Origin of the sequence: Winogradskyella schleiferi, from assembly GCF_013394655.1 — a bacterium.
Lineage (GTDB): Bacteria > Bacteroidota > Bacteroidia > Flavobacteriales > Flavobacteriaceae > Winogradskyella > Winogradskyella schleiferi.
Window position 1 is genome coordinate 3666738 of record NZ_CP053351.1, and the last position, 20891, is coordinate 3687628.

General features: G+C 34.6%; 14 protein-coding genes. 10 read left to right on the forward strand and 4 right to left on the reverse strand.

The window, feature by feature from the left end:
* The first annotated feature begins 51 nt into the window (after positions 1-51).
* The 6 genes from HM990_RS15980 to HM990_RS16005 all read left to right on the forward strand — a co-directional run bounded on the left by HM990_RS15980 (position 52) and on the right by HM990_RS16005 (position 12021).
* Positions 52-6078, forward strand: coding sequence for a T9SS type A sorting domain-containing protein (locus HM990_RS15980; protein ID WP_178990303.1), 6027 nt, complete (start codon positions 52-54; stop codon positions 6076-6078).
* Between the two features lie 162 nt (positions 6079-6240).
* A complete protein-coding gene (locus tag HM990_RS15985) occupies positions 6241-8508 on the forward strand; it encodes a T9SS type A sorting domain-containing protein (protein WP_178990305.1) in 2268 nt (755 codons plus the stop codon).
* Between the two features lie 270 nt (positions 8509-8778).
* On the forward strand, positions 8779-8940 hold the full coding sequence (locus HM990_RS15990) for a hypothetical protein (protein WP_178990307.1): 162 nt from the start codon (positions 8779-8781) through the stop codon (positions 8938-8940).
* A gap of 15 nt (positions 8941-8955) precedes the next feature.
* On the forward strand, positions 8956-10095 hold the full coding sequence (locus HM990_RS15995; protein ID WP_178990308.1) for a hypothetical protein: 1140 nt from the start codon (positions 8956-8958) through the stop codon (positions 10093-10095).
* Between the two features lie 31 nt (positions 10096-10126).
* Positions 10127-11152, forward strand: coding sequence for a nucleotidyltransferase family protein (locus HM990_RS16000; protein WP_178990310.1), 1026 nt, complete (start codon positions 10127-10129; stop codon positions 11150-11152).
* Between the two features lie 290 nt (positions 11153-11442).
* Entirely contained in the window at positions 11443-12021 is a 579-nt protein-coding gene (locus tag HM990_RS16005; RefSeq protein WP_178990312.1) for an outer membrane beta-barrel protein, read from the forward strand.
* Positions 12022-12171: 150 nt separating this feature from the next.
* Here the strand turns inward: HM990_RS16005 and HM990_RS16010 are convergent, their stop codons facing one another.
* Both HM990_RS16010 and HM990_RS16015 read right to left on the reverse strand, forming a co-directional pair.
* Positions 12172-13020, reverse strand: coding sequence for a zinc-dependent peptidase (locus HM990_RS16010; protein ID WP_178990315.1), 849 nt, complete (start codon positions 13018-13020; stop codon positions 12172-12174).
* Between the two features lie 462 nt (positions 13021-13482).
* The gene (locus tag HM990_RS16015) at positions 13483-13986 is read right to left on the reverse strand and encodes a GNAT family N-acetyltransferase (RefSeq protein ID WP_178990318.1); all 504 of its coding nucleotides are present in this window, start codon (positions 13984-13986) and stop codon (positions 13483-13485) included.
* A 371-nt stretch (positions 13987-14357) separates the two neighbouring features.
* Between HM990_RS16015 and HM990_RS16020 the strand changes: the two genes are divergently transcribed.
* The 4 genes from HM990_RS16020 (at position 14358) to HM990_RS16035 (ending at position 20024) form a co-directional block, all read left to right on the forward strand.
* Positions 14358-15947, forward strand: a complete 1590-nt coding sequence (locus HM990_RS16020; protein ID WP_178990320.1) for an FMN-binding glutamate synthase family protein — start codon at positions 14358-14360, stop codon at positions 15945-15947.
* Between the two features lie 245 nt (positions 15948-16192).
* Positions 16193-18313, forward strand: coding sequence for an FUSC family protein (locus HM990_RS16025; protein WP_229719287.1), 2121 nt, complete (start codon positions 16193-16195; stop codon positions 18311-18313).
* 114 nt (positions 18314-18427) lie between these two features.
* Entirely contained in the window at positions 18428-19327 is a 900-nt protein-coding gene (locus HM990_RS16030) for an SdiA-regulated domain-containing protein (protein ID WP_178990322.1), read from the forward strand.
* Positions 19320-20024, forward strand: a complete 705-nt coding sequence (locus HM990_RS16035; protein ID WP_178990325.1) for a TVP38/TMEM64 family protein — start codon at positions 19320-19322, stop codon at positions 20022-20024. The genes HM990_RS16030 and HM990_RS16035 overlap by 8 nt, the downstream gene beginning before the upstream one ends.
* An 8-nt stretch (positions 20025-20032) precedes the next feature.
* Here HM990_RS16035 and HM990_RS16040 read toward each other — a convergent pair whose 3' ends face one another.
* A complete protein-coding gene (locus tag HM990_RS16040) occupies positions 20033-20386 on the reverse strand; it encodes an iron chaperone (protein ID WP_178990327.1) in 354 nt (117 codons plus the stop codon).
* Between the two features lie 11 nt (positions 20387-20397).
* Positions 20398-20811, reverse strand: coding sequence for an SRPBCC family protein (locus HM990_RS16045; protein ID WP_178990329.1), 414 nt, complete (start codon positions 20809-20811; stop codon positions 20398-20400).
* Positions 20812-20891 lie beyond the last annotated feature (80 nt).

A 20891-nucleotide genomic window follows, 5' to 3' on the forward strand; every position in this document is an offset into this window, starting at 1 on the left:
ATCTTATCCTATTTTTTCAAAAGTTGCGATTTAATTTAATTAATTCTTTTTATGAAAAAATTTTACACATTATTATTTGCTCTAATGCTTGCAGCCTTATGTTTCGGGCAGACAACGGTATCCTATGATTTCTCTAGCGGAGGAGCTGTAAATGGCCTGAACGAGGCATCACCTGGAATTGCTCTTGATGCAAATATAGGTTTTGGTAGTTTTAGAAACTCAGGAACTTCAAATCCTGGTATTTTTAGTAGCCAATTACGTCTATACCAAAACGCCACCAAAGGAGGTTCAATTATTATTTACGCGAACAACGGTGTAACTATAACTGATATCACAGTTAATGCTTCTGGCACAACCGGTCCTGCCGGCTACACAGTAGATGGGGGCACTGCAACGAATTTAAGCGCAAGCTCCACTTATACTATTAGCGGTATCTCAGCAACTTCTGAGGTTGAATTTTATCAAAGAGATGGCTCAAGCTCCAATAGAATATATGTAGATAGTTTTGAGGTTACTTATACTTCAGGTGGTAGCTGCACAGCACCATTTCAAGCCTCTGCTTTTCAAAGTATTACTTCTAATTCAACTAATGCTGAATTTAGCTTCACAAGAGGTGGAGGTAACGATGTCTTAGTTTTAATGAGAGAAGGTTCTGCGGTTGATGCAGATCCAACTAATGGAACAAGTTATACTGCAAATAGTGAATTTAATGGCGCTGGAGCAAGTGAAATAGGCACAGGTAATTTTGTAGTTTTTAATGGTAACGATGGGACTTCAAACCCAGGAATTGGTGGACAGAATCTCAATGTTTCGGTTACAGGTCTAACCCCAGACACAACCTATCATTTAGCCATATATGAATACAATACTACTGGAACTTGTTATCAATTAGATGAGTTAAGCGAAAGCTTTACAACAGCTGCTGTTACAACAGTACAGTTCGCTAGTACATCTGATGCTGTTGCAGAAGATGTAGGAACCTATGATTTAGTTATAGAAATTGCAAATGAAGATGCTGCTGCAACAACGTTTGATGTGGTATTAACTTTTGGAGATGCTGCTGATATTGCTAGTTACTCAACCCAATCTGAATCCTTTCCTGGAAGTTCAACAACAGACATTACAGTTACGATTACTGTTACCGATGATGCTATTACAGAAGGAGATGAAGTCTTTACTTTCGAACTACAGAATGTGGCTGGCGGAAATAGTGCAGCCGCTGGAACTAACAATTCTTTTGATTTGACAATTTTAGCTAGTGACGCTCCAACTACAGGAACTTTATACGATGCGGACTTTTCCAATGATGGTGATGGATTCCCAGCCCACAGTGATGCTTCACCACCTGCTGCTGGTCCAGCTTTTGCTGGTCCGTTTGGGTCTTCTTTTAATCATTGGACACTATCCTATGATACTACACCTGGAACCGATGGAACTGATAATACCTTTGAAGTTTCCGGTGGTGAATTACAAACTAGAGATTGGGGCGGACAGGGTATTTTCACCAGTCAAAGCATTAACGTTTCTGGAGTATCTTCTGTGGATATATCAGCAACTGGTTTAGACGTTGACGCCAATCAAGATGAATTTACTTATTTCTACATTTTAGATGGTGGTTCTAGAGTTGAAACAATTGTATCTTCAGGAGACGGAGATCCTGTAAATTATTCTATTGTTGATTTAGACGTTTCAGGCGCATCAACCTTGGAAGTTGGTTTTGAGTTTTCTGAAAATGGTAGTGATCAAGGTTATGATGTATCCCAATTTATTGTTACTGCGGGTTGCACAGCTCCTACGGCCCAAGCCTCTGCTTACAATACAACTGCATTAGGCACAACCTCTGCAACTTTAAATTGGACATCTGGAGATGGTGATGAAGTGCTAGTAGTCATTAAAGAAGGTACTCCCGTAGATACAGACCCAACTAATGGTACTTCTTATACCGGAAATACTGTTTTCGCTTCTGGTGACGAAATAGGAACCGGGAATTACGTGGTACAATCTGGTTCAGCAACAAGTTCTGTTAGTGTAACAGGTTTGAATTCTGGAACTTCCTATCATGTAGCCGTATATGAATACAACACTACTGATACTTGCTATGAGTTAACTGAATTAACAGGGAATTTTACAACAGTTTCCATAAGCAATGACGCCAACATAGTTGAAGCAAGTTATGACGAACCAGATAATATAAATTATTTAAGTTATAATGCCACAAGTGGACTCGATGTAAGCAATGCTATAAAAATCGCAGAATTTACGATTCAAGATTCTGGCGACTCTCCTGCCGACTCTGATAATCTTCCAACGATTTTAAATGAACTTACATTTACAGTTATTGGTGCTGATAATATTGCTGCCTTGGCACTTATCGATGAATCTGTTTTACCTGAAGTTACTATTTCTGAAATAACAACGGTCACAGCTTCAACAACATTTTCGGGACTCACTATCCAAGCCGATGACAATTTATCGCAATCATTTGCCGTTTATGCCACATTTAAAAGTACTGTTACTGATAATGAACAAATACAACTGATCATTACGAATGCGGTCGCAGACGTTAATAATTCCACATTTGCGGATGCAAATGCTGGAGGCGCTTTTACGTCTATAGACGAGGATGATAACCGAATTGAGGTGACAGCTACAGATTTAATTTTTGATACCAACACTTCAAATGTAACACGTAACGTAGTGATGGATCCATCACCTACAGTTTTGGCCGTTGATATAAATGCGAATACTGATGAAGATTTTACAGAAACGGTGAGTCTTACACCTTCTACATCTGGCATATTTAGTCTTTCAGCATCGACGGTAGTGGCACCTGTTTTGGGCATAGCTACATTCGATAATCTTAAATTAAATGCTATTGGTTCAGGATATACTGTTACCGCAAACTCAAATGGTTTAAATTCGGATACGAGCAATCCGTTTAATGTTACGGCTGCTGTTCCATCTCTCATTACAGATTTATTCTTTTCAGAATATATAGAAGGTTCGGGTCAAACTAGGTGTTTGGAGATTTATAATGGTACAGGAGCTAATGTTGACCTTTCTGATTATTCAATTCGTATGTATTTTAATGGCAGTAGTAGTTTTAATCCTTCAAGCACTATAAACTTATCTGGTACACTATTGGATGGTGATGTTTATGTAATTTGTGATAATGATTCTTCACCTACATTTTTAGCCTTGGCAGATTTAACACCGTCATCGTCTTTCTTTAATGGTAATGACGCTGTTTCTTTAGTGAAGTCTGGAACGAGAATTGATTTAATTGGTAATATTGGTTGTGATCCAGCAAGTGGTGGATGGACTGATTCAGGTAATGGTAATAGCACTTTAGATCAAACCTTAGTTAGAAATAATAATGTTTGTGGAGGAGCGGCAACAGATGCCACAGGCTGTAATGGGACTTTCCCGACACTTGGTTCTGAATGGACTAGCTTTGCACAGAATACCTCCACGAATTTAGGTTCTCATTCAGCCATCTGTTCAGATGTAGCAGATTGTAATACCTTTGGTGGAAACGGAAAAACTGGCTTTGGTGGACCAATAGGAAATGGAAGTTTAGAGGTTTGCACGGACTCTGGAACTACTATAGATTTTGAGTTTACAAGAGGTACGAGTGACTTCTTTAACAATGCTATGGTGATATACATTGATAGCCAACCTGGCGGTATTGCTAATACAGATAATTTAACAGATTCAGCTGATAGCGGTAGAAGGGCTGTTTCTGGATTTAATGGATCTCAGCGTGCTTCAGTAATCTTCCCTCCAGGTTTTAGACCTGAGTACGCTTTGGTTGTTAGGAATGACTTCGCTAATCTTTTTGGCATTGTTGAAAACGGTTCTCATACGTCTATACAAAATGCAGGTTTATCACCAGAAAATCAGAATAGTGCAGCATCTTATACTTTTAATATCGATTTTGCAAGCATAAATGCTTCCGCAAATACAGAAAGTTTTAACTTTTTAGTTACCTACTTAAATGCAGATAGCGGTTTTAGATCGAATGAATCTATTGGCCGTAATACTGCAGCGGGCAATCCTGGGAGCAACCCAATTGAAATGCTTACATACTATCAAGTAAATAGCGGAAAGCAAGGTGGTATCGCCAATTCTGATGATAATGGGTCATGGACATCGGATGCGTCTTGGACCAATGGTAATCCACCATTATTAAATGATGAAGTGATCATTAATCACGCCGTTATATTGGATACGAATTATGAAGCCAATAGTATTAATGTTACAGCAAGTAATTCATTAACGGTTAACACAGGACAAACTCTATCAGTTTATAGTAACAATCTAGATACTAACGATGGGCTTTTTGGCTCTGGTACTTTAAATGTTGATGGTAAATTATTAATTTCTGAAGGCGGTTTTACGACCATTACACCATCTTACAATTCCGGTTCAATCTTAGAATACAGGAATATTGATGCAGAATATGATCGTTTTAATGAATGGACAGATGGCACTACTGTTGGTCTTGGAGTACCTGATAATATAATAATTGAAAATGCATCATTAGATCTTACAAATGGTTCGCAAAGTACATTTGAGAATTTTACAGTGGGCACTAACCTTACGCTATTGACTAACGGAAATCTTACTGTTGATCCTAATGAAACCTTATCCATAGGTAACAATCTCTTAATTACCAATGGTAGTCTTGATTTAAATTCTAACTCTACAACGTATTCTAGCTTATTAGTTAGTGGTTCCTCTATTGGAGACGTCATATACAGAAGACATGTTAATACGTTCAGCGATTCTGGTAATGATACTGGTGAAAATGACTTAATTTCTCCACCCGTCACCAATGCAAATCAAACTTTTGAAGCGTTTAAAGACGCTAATCCTAATATTCCTACTGGCTTAATTGGCGGTGTTCCATCATTTTTGTTTGGCCCTTTTAACAATGAAACTAACGCATACGTTAACTATACAAGCGCTGATTATGAAACAGTGTTAACGCCAGGCATTGGTTATCGTTCTGCATCTACCGATACGTCAACATTTACGTTTATTGGAGATGTACAAACAGCAACGGTTTCAGTAGGCATAAATATTGGCACTGGAAGTATTTGGAATTTAGTGGGCAACCCATATACTACTTACATGAATAGTGGTGCTTTCTTAACTGCAAACGCTGCAGTTTTAGATGAAGATGCCATAGGTATTTATGGGTACGATGGGTCTGCAGAAAATGGATGGGACATTATTAACTTTAATAACATGAATGAAGCTGAGAACCTAACACCTGGCCAAGGCTTTTTGTTAGCCGCTGAAGGAACGTCTTTGGTTGAATTCACACCAGTGATGCAAAGAATAGCAGGTGGTGATGACTTTATTTCAGGAAGATCAACTGATGCTAATGCCTTTTTAAGATTGACATTGGAGAGTACAGATTCTAATTATCATACTGATTTTTATTTTAATGATAATTCTTCACGAATGCTGGATCCTGGTTACGATGCGGCACTTTTCAACGGCTATTTACCTGAATTTTATATGTTTTCTCATTTAGTTGAAAATAATACAGGAAGAGCCATGGCAATTCAATCGTTGGCTAGCAGTGACTTATCGGATGTTACGGTTCCTATAGGCGTAAATGCCAACCAAGGTGAACAGCTCACTTTTGGAATTGGCCAAACAACCTTGCCTAGTTCAGTAAAGGTATATTTGGACGATACCGTTGCTAATACTTCCACATTGTTAACTGCTGGTAATTATACACTTACAGCAAATACAAACCTTAGTGGCACTGGTCGCTTCTATCTCCGTTTTTCTGAAAGCACGCTTTCTACTTCCACTCCTGATTTAGATCAATTAAGTATCTATTGCTATAATGACCATGAGACTATTGTTATTGCAGGTCAGTTATCAGAAGCCACAACTGCAACATTATATGATATACAGGGACGAAAAGTGTTCTCAACACTATTGGAAAACACAAATAGTATTCAAACCATTGATGTAAGTAGCTTAAATGCTGGCGTATATGTGGTACAATTAATTAATGGCACACAAACAAAAACGCAAAAAGTAATTATAAAATAAGACTAAACTATATTTAAAAGCACCACATTCTTAATTGAATTGTGGTGCTTTTTGTTTTAAATAAAGTTATTAACACGAAAACGTTTTCGTTAAGTAAAGGCATATTGTAATTCCTCTTATTGAACTATTTTTAACAAAGTTAACCTATTAATAGTTAAAGATATGAAAAGAGATTACTTGAAGAACTCTAAAGATTCCTTTTTTATAATACTAACGTTAACAATAAGTCTTTTATTGAGTGGGCAGATTTATGGGCAACAAGATGTGTTTAGCCGAGATAATGTTACAACAGGTAATTTTGGTGATGGTCAGCTTCCATGGTACTACGCGACTTCAAACAATAATCAAGGTGATCCTGATAACGGGAACACAACAAGAAACTTTGTTAAAATAGGACATAATAATAACACTACAATGACTACTAATGGTCGTTTTTACATAATGGCAACATTAGATTTTCAAGCTAGTGCAACCGCTCCAAGAACTATCAACAACTCCGGTGGAGGTTTATCCGTTTCAGGCGGTATATATAATGCTTCATCAGCTATTCATACATTTAATACACCAATAGGTGTAGATGGTACATCCGTACAAGTTCACACTAATTCTTCAGGAGGTTTCATTTTTACGCAAGATATTTTTATTAACAACAATAATCTAGAGTTTGGAAACTTAGGCACTGGTGATATTACTGTTAGCGGAACAATGCAAGGCTCTGGAAATGTCCAAAAAGTTGGAACCAACACGCTTATTATTTCAGGTACACATTCTTATTCTGGAACAACTTCTATTGATGAAGGCATCGTAATACTTCAAGGAGACCTAGCCAATAGTGATGTTACCGTAAAGTCCGGAGCTTCGTTAGAAATTGATGGAAACAGTACCTTAAAATCTATTACCGTAGAAGCTGGTGGTAACTTAAAAGTGAATTCTGGTGTTACATTAACAGCAACCAATGGCGTAACATTGAACTCCACTTCTGCGTTATATTCAAGTTTAATTAATGATGGAACAATTGTGGGCACTTTAAACTATGAACGTTTTGTAAATCAAATTGGTTCAGGAGTGTCTTCTGGAAACGATCTGATATCTATTCCATTAACTCAATTTTTGCTAGATTTTCAGTCATTCTTATCTTTTGGAAATCCTGAAAATAGAACTGTACTAGCGGCAAATGGAGCTAATACGGTACATGCCTTTGCTCCATATGATAATACCAACCAGCAATTTGTTAATCTTCCAACTTACCTACCAACGGCTCCACCAGATCCATCGGCAGAATTATTAGTATCAGGTAAAGGATATAGAGCTGCATCAATATCTGGTGCGACTATCACCTTTACAGGAGAGGCGTTGTCTACAGACGTGTCTATAGACATTACAACGCCTAATGTATTAGCAAGCCAATGGAACCTTATTGGAAATCCGTATCCGAGTTATTTAGATGCAGCGAAATTTCTTGCGGCGAATAGCGGTCCTATGGAAGATAGTGCTGAGGCCATTTACGCTTATAATAGCGCCACTTATACTGGTAGTGCTGCAACAACAGGTAATTATACCATAATCAATACTGCAACAATCGCTGCATTTCTTGGAGAGAACTTTAACATTGCACCTGGTCAGGGCTTTTTTGTACCAGCAAATGTAACTCCCGCTAACTTTTCTGGAACGATTAACTTTACTACAGGTCCAACAGCTGCAGATGATATGAGAACAACTAGCGGTTCTGATGATTATATTGCAGGTCGTAACAATGACTTAACTTATGTCCTTAAATTAGCATTAAATACAAATGCTACGGCGAGTTTCTTCTTTAATGACAATGCTTCTAGAGGATTAGACACTGGATATGACGCTAAAGCATTTGGAAGTGATATACCTATTTTCTCTCATTTGTTAGAAGATAACACAGGTCAACCAATGGCACTACAAGCCTTAGCCATTAGTGATCTTTCTGATGTTAGTATCCCTTTGGGAGTAAACGCAAATCAAGGTGAACAACTCATCTTTGAAATTGGCGAAACCACCTTGCCTAATTCAGTTGCAGTTTATTTAGACGATACTGTTGCTAATACATCCACATTATTGAATACTGGCGAATATATAATTACACCAAATACAAACCTAAATGGCACTGGTCGCTTCTATCTGCGTTTTACTGAAAGTACGCTTTCAACTCTAAATCCTAGTTTAGATAATCTAAACATTTATAGCAATAAAAACGATAAGACAATAGTAATAGCTGGCCAGTTAACAGAAGCTACAACAGTAAAGTTACATGATATTCAAGGAAGACTAGTGAATACTACTTCTTTAGAAAACACAACTAGATTGCACACAATTGATGTAAGTAATTTAATTGCTGGAATGTATGTGGTACAATTAGTAAACGGATTACAAAATAAAACGCAGAAAGTAATTATTTATTAAAAAATATTATTCTAATACTCTGGTAGTAGTGCTAACATAACAGCACTATTATCAGGGTTTTTGATAAAATAAAACCAATATTATATAAATTACGTAAATATGTTAAATGTATGTTTCAATAATTTTGAAGTCTAAAATAATAGGTGTACATTTCGCTGTTAGCACTTTTGTAAAGTAAACGAAAATAATTTTTTATGTAAACCTTTTCGCATTTTACTTTATTAAATAAAATATTTTATTATTTTTGAACACAAATTTAGGGCAAAAGCCATGAAGAAAGATAACAACTCAGATAAAATCACTCGTAAAGAAGCCATTCAAAAAATGGGTAAGTACGCTGCATTGACTGCGGTAGGAACATTTGTGATTTTAAATCCACTTAAAGCACAATCGTCATCACCTCCAGATCCAGGAGGAGACCCGTTCGATTAATTTTCGATTTTTATTTTGAATAATAACTTAGCACCTGCGTATAAAAAATTGTTTGGTGAATATTGGGTATTGTGGTACGAAATATCTAATAGTTATAGTATTGTTGAACCTAAATTTATATTATTGTTAGAATCGTATTTAGAATCTAACTCTAAAGCGGATTTCTTAGATACCATTTCAAATCATATTAGCGTTTCAGAAAGCAACAGTATTTCAGAGACGCTTTTTAGTTACCTACAGTCCTGTAACGAGCCCTATAATCCAACCAATGTTCCTTCAACTATCTTAAATACACCTCAAAGAAACATCTCTGAGACCTATACTTTTGATGACAAATCAATTAAAATTAACTACGATTCTGAATTAGTTAAAAAAATTGTTCATCCAGCTTTAGCAAATTATTGTAAGGGCGCTTCTAACGATACTATTCTAGCAACGTTCGACCTATATTTGAAAAATGAAGATTTGTTGTTATTTAAAGATGAACAATTAATTTCCAGTGTCTCTAAACATAGTTATCACATTATTCAGGGTAAGTTTATTATGCATTTACTTTGTACTTTGTACAACAACTTAGAAAGTGATTGGATTGGCACATTTCATGGATCAACAATTACAGATGGAAATTCATCTATCCTATTTATTGGTGATTCTGGAAAAGGCAAAAGTACCCTATGTGCATTATTAGTCGCCAATGGTTTTCACTTATTGGCAGATGATGTCTCTCCCCTACTTTCAAAAGATGAACATATATATTATAATCCGTCTGCAATTTCAATAAAGAAAGGTGCGTTCAATTTGCTTGAACCTTTAGTAAATAACTTTGAAGATTTACCTATTGTAAAATTCAACAAAACTAAAGGTGATTTAAAGTATATGCCTTGTAACAAACCTAAAAAAGACCATTATCCATGTGCTGCTATAACTTTAGTGAATTATAACCCCAAGTCTAAGACTAAATTAGAAAAAGTTTCTATTAAAACCATTTTAGAAACTATAATCCCAGATTCTTGGTTGTCACCTAATCCCATGCATGCCATGCAATTTTTAGATTGGCTTGGTCAATTAGAGCTTTACCAATTAACGTATAGTGATACCAAAAGTGTAACTGCTGAAGTTTCAAATTTGTTTCAACAATTAAATAAAAAACGGTAATTGCTTATATTAGTAGTACATTGAGAGACCTATGGGCAATTTAAACAGTACATTTCAACATATTGCAGATATCCTAAGTTTTGAAATTCCAAATTCTCAACTTGAAGAAAGATTTGAACCTCCATACTATAATTGGGATCCATTAGTCGTTGAAGGCAGCAAACATTTAGTGCTACCTGCTTTATACTGTAGATTAAAAGCTAGAAACTTATTATACTTATTACCCGATGACTTAAATCACTATTTAGAAGAAATAACCTCGATTAATAGAAACAGAAATAAGGCTATTTTAAAACAAGTCAACGCAGTATCTAAGCTACTAAACAACAACAATATAGAGCATGTGTTTTTAAAAGGAGCTGCGCTTTTGGCTTCAGGCTGTTATAATGATAACGCCGAACGCATGGTAGGTGATATCGATATTTTAGTCAATGAACGGCAAGTGTATGACGCTTTTAATTTACTTAAGTCTAATGGTTATAACAAATCATTTGGTTATGCATATGAGACTATAGACTTTAGGCATTTAGATAAATTAATTTCGGAAAACGAGATCGCAGCAATTGAAATTCACTCGCACCTTTTAAATAAAAAGTATCGATCTTTAATCCATTTACAATCGCTTCTTAACACTAAAAATGTTATAAACGATATAGCTATACCCAAGACATATTATTTAAGTATGCATCAAATATGTAGTTGGCAACTGAATGATAAAGGTCACTATTACACGTTTCCCAACTTCAAAATACTTTATGATGTTATTAAAGTAAATTCAAATAAAGATGAGGCACTAATTTCCAATTTAATTAATTTGAAATACGGGAAATCGTTTTTTGAAATTGGTAAATTTTACTTTAAAGAATTTTCACATATTCATTCAGACATTTATATGATTTATATTGGTTTATCATATAAATCACTTATGAATTGTAAACCGCTTAGGATATTTGTAAAAAAAGCAAAATCGATAAACCATTTTATATTAAAGCGTCTGCATCTTCTGCTCACAAATAGGAGTTATACAAGACATATTTTTAAAAAAGTTTTCAATTAAAAGTCCTTCCTGTTTTCAGAATAGCATTGTTAAAAAGAAATCCTTTATTTCAGGTAATTTTTGCAGTTTAAATGCAGTTTAATTTCGCTAAATTTCTAATTTTCTTACAAAGAAAGCTCTTGTTTTACCTAGGAAACACAAAATATATAAGCATAAAAATTAAATAATTATAAATTTACAACCTATTATCAGCAATTTTTAATTTATTTTGCGCAATTATTGTAATAACTTTACTTCAATATTTGTTTTATAGTCCATAAAGTTTAACTTTGGGCAAAATTATTTTAGAAATGAAAAAATTAATTTTATTAGGATTGTTAGTGTCATTTAGTTTATCTTCTTTTGCACAACGAGATACTAAGGATTGGTATTTAAGTGTTGGAGTTAACGCCATTAACACTTTAGGATCTCAAAATCCTTTTTATAACCCTGGAGACTGGAGTTACCAAACCCCTATTTCTGCTGCGATTGAATTTAATTGGGCTAAGAATTTTGCTATAGAACAGTCTATTACGTTTAATGGCTTTACAGATGAAAGTCAAGTTGATGTTGTTCATGATTTTGAAGAATTAGAAAAAGACTATAACTATTTATCCTTTGACACGCACGTAAAATATTATTTTGGAAATCATATTTTCCGAAATGCAGATTGGATTGATTTTTATGCCAATGCAGGTATCGGTTTCTTTCATATAGATGAAACCAATCTCACTGGTAATCTTGGTGGTGGCGTTTTAGTATGGCTTAACCAAAGTAGATCTTTTGGTTTAAGGGGTCAAATAATAAGTAAGTTTGCTTTTGATCATTCTGAAAGTTATATCGATAATAATCATTATCAATACCATTTACAGGTTATCTTTAAATTGTAAATAAAATACTATTTTATATAAAAAAAGACTCAAATATGAGTCTTTTTTTTGGTCTTATATTTAAATAAACTGAGCTCTTCCGGAAAAAAACAGTTTAATTTCCCATCCAATTCCATAGGCTTCTCAAATAAGTATCTTTAAACGTACCGTTTAAAACTTAAAATTTAGCATCTGTCGAATGTACTTGTAAAGTTCTGGAAATTGAGATTTGAATTCCGATGGTGTCTCAATAAAATTTTCCAATAATACAGCGAAAAACTCGAAATGGTTAGTGAAAGCATAAGCTCTGAAATATTTAGAAGCAATTAAGTTTTCCCTAACGGTTTGATGATTCTGTAAATAAGTAATTAAGTTATGAAACCCTTGGTTAAATATCACGCTGCTAACGTCATTATTTAAGGAAGCATTGAGATGAATGGCATGGCCAAACTCATGGATACCAAGGTTAAGGTTGTCATCACCTATGTGATAACCTTGTTTAAAATCTTCCCAAGAAAACACAATCGCTTTTAATTGCGGATTGGTTTCGCCTTTATGATGTGTTTCATTAATTGTGGAATAATAGGCTTTGGGATAGATAATTACAGTTTTAAGGATATCCAATAAGTACTTTCTAAATCCGAAAGTTAACATTATCGATGTGGCTGCCATTAGGACTTTCATCTGCTCTGTTACGACAAGCTCTTGCATACCCACAAATTCAGTCTTTTTAATAAAAGTAGCTACACGATGCTCAAAATGACGCTGCTGCTTATAGCTTAAGTTTCTAAAAAACTCATATTCATTTTTTAAGATAGAATATTGTTCAGTATTGAGCTTTTTGAGTTTGATATAGTGATGAACGAATACTGGTTTTTTGAAGAATGATACATATAAAAATTGAAAAGTCTTAATCAGTCTATACAAGATAAAAATCACTATTACACTAACGCCTATTGGTATAACGTAACTATAAATTAATTCCCATTCAAATTTTTCCTGCTCCGTTTGCAACATCATATATAAGTCGTATACTTTTTTATAAAAGCCTTATATACTTTGAGCTTTTAATACAAACCTATACGGCTTGCTGAATCGTTTAGTCGTTGCACAAATGTATTGAAAAATTCAAATTTCTAATCCTTATACGCTATCAAAATAGTTGAATTAAAATCTCCCGTAAATCCGAGCGACATATATAGACTGTAATTATTGGTTTAAAAAACTCCGCAAGCGATTGCTCGAAAATTATCAGATGTCGTGGGAGTTATATTCTCCAACACTTCAGACGTATTTATAATAGATTTTTAAATATAAATATGACTATCCAATTTTATAATACGCGTCAGAAATTAAAAATCCGTAAAATCTTGCTGTAAATCTGGTTTACGTTGTTTAATATTGAAAGGATAATCTCTGATTAAAATTACAATATCTACTCAATACTCAAATTACAAATAGAACTAATACTCTTTGATACGTTTAGAAAAGTTTGGATTTTGGCATTGATTTTTCCCTCTTATGCCCATTCAAGAAAATTGAAGCCGGTTTTTTTATCATGAGCAATCGTTCTTCCTTGTCAAAATAATAATTATCATATGCAGAAATGATTTCAAAATTAAGACGTTTATAGATATTGATTGCAGCTATGTTATAGGGATGAACCGTTAGGCAAATTTCACGACAAAGATTATACTCTAAAAGCGTAATTAATTTTTCGGTCAATTGTTTTCCTATGTTCCTACCTCTTGCCTCTGGAAGTACGACCAAAGACAACAACCAACCTTGATTTAATTTTGCAGAGAGATTGCCTAAAGAATATCCTAAAATTTCATTTTTATCCTCAGCTACTAAAAAATAGTCTTGAGAAACATCAAATAACTGTCGTAAGACAAATAGTGGATAACCGCCACCGTCAAAGCTTAAACGTTCTATTGTATGGATCGCTTCTAAATCGTCTAGTGTGGCTTTTCGTATCGTTATCATAGCTTTTGTTTTTAAAGGTTCGATTTGCATCAATTAAAAATTGAATTCACGTAAAAAACAAAAATTAAAGTGTGGTTAAATCTTCAATATTTATCTTAAATATTTGTTAATGAACAGGTTGCTCTTTACCTAAGTTACGAAATTTTTCAATACGCGTGTGGTTTTACTTACTATTTTTATCGTTTTGCCTAATTTTTTTACAGTAACGGCCCGCAAAATCCATTAATTTTTGAATTTTAAAGGTTAGCAAACTTTGCTATACTTATGAGTCATTTTCAGTAAAATATCGAAATATCAATTCGTATAATCTTAATCCTTAAATTTGCAGCGGATTCTTACAGAAATCCGATCTATAATAAACAATTTACATTATGAAAGTTCGTGAGTATTTTATTCTAATTTCAATTGCACTAATCGCATCAATAATAGCACTTGCTCAATTTTGGACAGCAGCCTTATGGTTATTTCTATTTTTTGGGCCGTTAATTATTATGGGATTCTTCGATATTTTTCAAACCGCACACACTATAAGACGAAACTTTCCATTAATTGGACGCTTTAGATATGTTTTAGAATCTATTCGGCCTGAAATCATGCAATACTTTGTTGAGACGGATACGGAAGGAAGACCATTGAACCGTATTTTAAGATCTTTAGTATATCAAAGGGCAAAAGGCGAAAACGATACTGAGCCTTTTGGGACGCAAATGGATCTTTATCATTCGGGTTACGAGTGGTTAGAACATTCTATGTATGCCAAGCACAATCCAAAGCATATTGGCGAATTCCCTCGATTATTAATTGGCGGTAAAGATTGTAAACAACCCTATTCGTCCAGTTTATTGAATATTTCTGCGATGAGCTTCGGCTCGCTCAGTAAAAATGCAGTTTTAGCCTTGAACAAAGGCGCAAAAATGGGAAATTTTGCCCATAATACTGGTGAAGGTGGCATTAGCGATTACCATTTGGAACATAGTGGCGATCTCATATGGCAAGTAGGAACGGGTTATTTTGGTTGTAGAAATGATGATGGCACATTCAACGAAAATACATTTCGGGAGAATGCTAAACGTCCACAAGTAAAAATGATTGAAATAAAATTATCCCAAGGTGCAAAACCAGGTCATGGCGGTATATTACCAGCATCCAAAAACACTGAGGAAATTGCAAAAATTAGACACATAAAACCTGGTATTGCTGTCCACTCTCCTCCATCTCATTCGGCTTTTTCAGATCCCATTCAATTTATGCATTTCATAAAAAAACTAAGGGAACTTTCAGACGGAAAACCTATAGGTTTTAAATTGTGTTTAGGAAGAAAGCAAGAATTTATGGATTTCTGTGAGGCGATGATTTTCACTGGAATTCAACCCGATTTTATAACCGTAGATGGCGGAGAAGGAGGTACTGGTGCAGCTCCTGTTGAGTTTTCGAATTCTATGGGAATGCCTTTACGCGAAGGGTTAATATTTGTGCACGACACCTTGGTTGGTTTTGGATTGCGAAAAGATATCAAAGTCATTGTTGCAGGAAAAATAATTACAGGTTTCCATATGGCCAGAGCATTGGCAATAGGTGCAGATGGTTGTAACAGTGCGCGAGCCATGATGCTGTCTATTGGTTGTATCCAAGCATTGCAGTGCAATACCAATACCTGTCCGGTTGGTGTAACCACCCAAAACGCGTCATTAGTTAGAGGTTTGGTGGTCGAAGATAAAGCGCCTAGAGCTCATCGCTATCACGAAGCCACTATTCAGAGTTTTTTAGAACTAATTGCAGCTGCAGGACTTAATGGTCCGGACGAACTCACAAGAGACCATATTAGTAAACGAGTTGGACTATACGTTGTAAAAACGTATCATGATATTTATCCTCCAATGGAAGAAGGCTCCTTATTAAACATTGATACGATTCCTGAAGATTATAAGAAGTTTTTTCAGTTGACCCGTATTATGAAATAGTTTGAAATACACTGTTATGGTTTAAAGTTTAAAATTTAAAGCTTATGGTTTCCTAATAAATATAAATCATTTTCCAACTGATATATGTTAACTTAATAAAGTAGGCAATGCTTTTCAAATCGTATCTTTGTACGGAAATACAAACCTAAAATCCCATTTTAAATTTTATATCCAGACACGTCAAAGAATTATTTGAATTCTTTAAAAGCACCAGCTTTTCAAAGGCTGTTTTAATCGGTGTTGCAGTGACTACGCCAATTATATTGGGAATAGCAAATAACCGCTTAGAAATAGGTCTGGCGCTATGTTTTGGCGCCTTTTGGTGCTCACCAAGCGATGTTAGCGGCAGCTTAAAACACAAACAAATTGGGATTCTGTTTTCTGCACTTTTAGTGGTCGTTATTAGTTTTATTGCTGGATATCTTGACATTTCAAACTACCTACTCTTTCCTATTTTAGGTGTTTTGACGTTTTGTATAGCCTTTATTTCCATTTACGGTTTTAGAGCTTCTTTAATTAGTTTTTCAGGATTGTTGGCTTTGGTGCTAAGCTTTGCACATACTTTAGAAAACCTAGAGGTTTATCAATATGCCTTATTAATCGGTACTGGTGGTTTATGGTATTTAGTACTCTCATCTTTGTGGTTTTATATCAATCCAAAAGCGCAAACCAAAGAAACCTTAAACGAAACCTTTTTTCTCACCGCTGATTTTTTAGATACCAGAAGGCAGCTCATTGGCGAACAACCCAATAGGGAAAGTTTACAGACGCAACTTATGACCTTGCAGAGCGAATTAACGGAACATCACGAAACGCTCCGCGAAATATTAATTTCATCTCGAAAGAGCTCTGGTAAATCCAATTACCATAGCAGACGTTTATTGGTCTTTATTCAATTGGTTGAATTATTGGAAACTGCGATTGCAAATCCAGTAAACTATACTAAAATGGATACGTTTTTTGAAGTCCATCCTGAGTTTAAAACGGACTTCCAAAAGTTGATTTCTGAATTTTCCCGTCAATTACGTGCTATTGCCCAAAACATGAGCAAGTCGAAACAGTTTCCATCTAACAGCATGCTTTCAGAAGCTTTTAAAACGCTTGAAACTGATATCTTAAAACTCAAAAATGAGAATCATGCTGAAGATTATGAGTATTATTTAATGCTTCAGAATTTTTTGGACTATCAGAAAAAGCAATTTGAAAAATTAAAGAAAATTAAATGGTTATTGGGCAATCCTGAATTGACCTCTGACGATTTCATTAAAAATGAAAAATTGAAACGTTTTATAGTTTCACAAGATTATAATCCAAAGTTATTACTGAGAAATCTCAGTTTTAGATCTACTATCTTTAAGCATTCCTTACGTTTAGCTGTGGCGGTAATGCTTGGTTATGGCATAGGTCTGTTTTTCGATTTTCAGAATCCGTATTGGATAATACTTACCATAATAGTAATCATGCGACCAAGTTATGGCCTTACAAAAACACGTTCTAAAGATCGTATAATTGGGACACTTATTGGTGCTGCATTAGCATCAGGCCTGGTGTTTTTAATCAGTAATCCTTATGTTTATGGTGCATTAGGCGTGCTTTCTTTGGTGATAGCATTTTCCATGGTTCAAAAAAATTACAAAGCCTCGGCAACGTTTATAACGCTGAGTGTCATTTTTATTTATGCCATTTTGCAACCCGATGTTCTAAAAGTGATACAATTTAGGGTTTTGGATACTATGATTGGTGCGACAATTTCATTTCTGGCTATGCGATGGCTTTTGCCAGCTTGGTCTTTTATGGAAATTGGTGATAATATTAAGGATAGTTTAAAGGCAAATACGGCATTCTTCAAATCTATAAGCACCTATTACAAAACAAAAGGAAACATACCGACAAGCTTAAAGGTAAATCGAAAAGAAGCCTTTTTGCAGACCTCTAATTTAAGTTCGGCATTTCAGCGTATGGCGCAAGAACCAGAATCGAAACAAAATCATATTGATGACATTTACGAACTCGTAGTTATAAACCATAGTTTTTTAGCGTCTTTGGCCTCGTTGAGCACTTATATTCAAAACCATAGGACAACGGAAGCATCTGAAGATTTCAAGTTAATTTCAGATAGAATAAATGACAATCTCGATAAAGTTTGCGTGCATTTAAAGCATATGAATTTTGAAGGCCCGACAAATAGTTCAACATTCAAATCAGAACCATTTACGTTTCCAGCCAATTTTATAAATAATGACGGAATTTTACAGACAGAGAGTGAACGTACCCATAAAGAAGCTCATTTGATTAGCGAACAATTATACTGGCTATTCAGCCTAAGTGAAAAAATGCTGAAATTGACGTATAAATTTAATGTATAGCATACATATACATAGAAGAATTTGTTACCATCCAAAACACCTAAAATGTTAATTTAATCTCAATATCTATAGGTGTTGAATCGCTTTTTGGTTTGAATTTATTAAATTACGTTTATGTCCAAAAGACTTATGAAAATTACAAAATCCAACAGCATAGCAATATTAACCGTTATTTGTGGTATAGTATTATTGGCTCTGCAAATACCTGTGACGAATGCACTTGTTAAAAAAAGTAATCGACTCGATGCCAAATTTTCAAAATTTTACACTATTCAGAATACCTATCTTCTACCCGAAGTTTTAAACGAAGTCAGTGGGATTACATGGCTTAGTAATAATGTATTTGCATGTGTACAGGATGAAAATGGTTTTATTTATATCTATAATGTTGAACAAAATGAAGTAATTAATAAAATCGAATTCGCAAATTCTGGAGATTATGAGGGTATTGCCATCAACGGCAAGGATGCTTATGTCATAAAAAGTGACGGACTTATTTATGAGATTAAAAATTACGAATCGGATAGTTTAGAAGTTTCAGAATTTAAAACCCCTTTCAAACAAAAGAACAATATAGAAAGTCTGGTTTTTGATAAACAAAACAACCGATTACTTACGGCAACTAAAGATGAAGATTTAGGCGACAAACATTTAAAAAGTATCTATCAAATACCATTGAGTACAAAAAAAATGGATGAGAAATCCATTGTAAATATTGATTTGAAAGCAAAAGTTTTGGAGAAATTTCAGCATAAAAAAATTGAAAAGACGTTTAATCCTTCGGATATCGCCATACATCCTAAAACGAAGGATATTTATGTTATAGATGGTAAGGATCCCAAACTTTTAATATTAAATAGTAAAGGCGAAATTTTAAAAGTATTTGAGTTAGACAAGCGCAAATTTGCACAACCAGAAGGTATAACTTTTAGCAAGGATGGACGTTTATTTATTTCTAACGAAGCGACGGATGAAAGTGCAAATATCTTAGAAGTACAATTGAGAAATGGCTAAAAACGATGAAAACATTTCAAAAAACAAGTGGCCTTTATATGTTTCATTAATTATAATAGCAGGTCTTATTGTAAGCTATTTTTTGGTTTCGGATGTTAAAGAGTTTATGAATAATGCTTGGGACGTTTTAACTAGCGATGATGAACAACGCATCACAACTTGGGTCAATGGTTTTGGATGGTTTGGTCCTGTGGTGCTAATCTTGGCGATGATTGTACAGATGTTTCTGATAATTATACCAACGGTATTGCTTATGGTTGTTTCCATTTTGGCCTATGGTCCCATTTGGGGTAGTCTTATTGTATTGGCCGCTGTATTTTCCGCCTCAACTGTGGGCTATTTTATTGGTAACTATTTTGGGAAAAATATTGTCCTTAAATTATTGGGACAAAAAACAGAGGACAAAATTGAAGCCTTTATCGATAACTATGGATTTTGGGCAGTCATTGTAACCCGATTAAATCCATTTTTGTCCAATGATGCCATCAGCTTTGTTGGTGGCATGCTTAAAATGGGTTATTGGCGATTTATTGGAGCTACACTCATTGGAATTTTACCACTAACAATTTTTATTGCCATTGTTGGCGAAAACACGGACAGTTTAAAATCTAGTTTACTTTGGGGATCGATTGTATGTCTTGTGGCTTTTGGTATTTATGTTTATTGGGATAAAAGCCGAAAGAAAAAAAGTAAATGAAGATTATTTTATTCTTCCAGCTGTTCCTTAACTCTAAACTGAGTTATCTTTCCAATTAGTTCGTAAGGAATGGGTTTGGTATAGAGAAATTTTACAGACCCTTTGGCGGTTATATATTCTGAAAGTTCATTGGTAAATTCGGAAATTCCTGAAGGTGTGGGATAAAATCCCAAATGCTTTTTAAAGCCACCAAAATGTACCAGATTTCCATGGAGAACAAACGTGGGAATATCATAGTTGATGATTTCTTCAGCATTTGGTGCAGCTTTACGAATGACGTCTCTGACGTTTTTTAAAATCTCTTGTTTGTCCGCAGGAAATCTTGAAATATAAGCATCTATTGCTTTTGCTTTATCTGCCATTTTCAAACTTATTAATTAGCTTCTACATACGACTTAAAGTTATTAAGAATGGCTTGCCAACCGTCTCTTTGTTGGTCTATTGAATTTTGGGTTTCAGCATCAAAAGTAGTTTTTACTAATGTTCCATTGGCTTTATTCTCAAAAATCGTGGTGGACTGTCTGCCATCCTCTAAAGAATAGGTTAATTTGTTTTTCTCTTCAACCTCATCATATATACCTTCAAAATCGAAACCAAAACTGCCGTCTTTGGCTTCCATTCTTGCGCTGTATTTGCCACCAACTTTTAAATCGTTACTCGCTTTTGGGCAGCACCAATCATCGCTCGCAAAATTCCAATTGATTATGTGTTTTGGATTTGTGTAGAAATCCCAAACCTGCTGTAAATCTGCGTTAATCATTGCTTCTATATTTACTTTTTTTGACATGCTTATTTTATTTAGAGTAAGATTTTTGCCCCATTAAACTCTATTTTAAAATTTTGAATTCTAAGAGCTAATTTGATTTT

Bases quoted from the DNA above. Each gene is read 5' to 3' on its own strand.
- HM990_RS15980 (WP_178990303.1), top strand. From the start codon at position 52: ATGAAAAAATTTTACACATTATTATTTGCTCTAATGCTTGCAGCCTTA.
- HM990_RS15985 (WP_178990305.1), top strand. From the start codon at position 6,241: ATGAAAAGAGATTACTTGAAGAACTCTAAAGATTCCTTTTTTATAATA.
- HM990_RS15990 (WP_178990307.1), top strand. From the start codon at position 8,779: ATGAAGAAAGATAACAACTCAGATAAAATCACTCGTAAAGAAGCCATT.
- HM990_RS16000 (WP_178990310.1), top strand. From the start codon at position 10,127: ATGGGCAATTTAAACAGTACATTTCAACATATTGCAGATATCCTAAGT.
- HM990_RS16005 (WP_178990312.1), top strand. From the start codon at position 11,443: ATGAAAAAATTAATTTTATTAGGATTGTTAGTGTCATTTAGTTTATCT.
- HM990_RS16010 (WP_178990315.1), bottom strand. From the start codon at position 13,020: ATGATGTTGCAAACGGAGCAGGAAAAATTTGAATGGGAATTAATTTAT.
- HM990_RS16015 (WP_178990318.1), bottom strand. From the start codon at position 13,986: ATGATAACGATACGAAAAGCCACACTAGACGATTTAGAAGCGATCCAT.
- HM990_RS16020 (WP_178990320.1), top strand. From the start codon at position 14,358: ATGAAAGTTCGTGAGTATTTTATTCTAATTTCAATTGCACTAATCGCA.
- HM990_RS16030 (WP_178990322.1), top strand. From the start codon at position 18,428: ATGTCCAAAAGACTTATGAAAATTACAAAATCCAACAGCATAGCAATA.
- HM990_RS16035 (WP_178990325.1), top strand. From the start codon at position 19,320: ATGGCTAAAAACGATGAAAACATTTCAAAAAACAAGTGGCCTTTATAT.
- HM990_RS16040 (WP_178990327.1), bottom strand. From the start codon at position 20,386: ATGGCAGATAAAGCAAAAGCAATAGATGCTTATATTTCAAGATTTCCT.
- HM990_RS16045 (WP_178990329.1), bottom strand. From the start codon at position 20,811: ATGTCAAAAAAAGTAAATATAGAAGCAATGATTAACGCAGATTTACAG.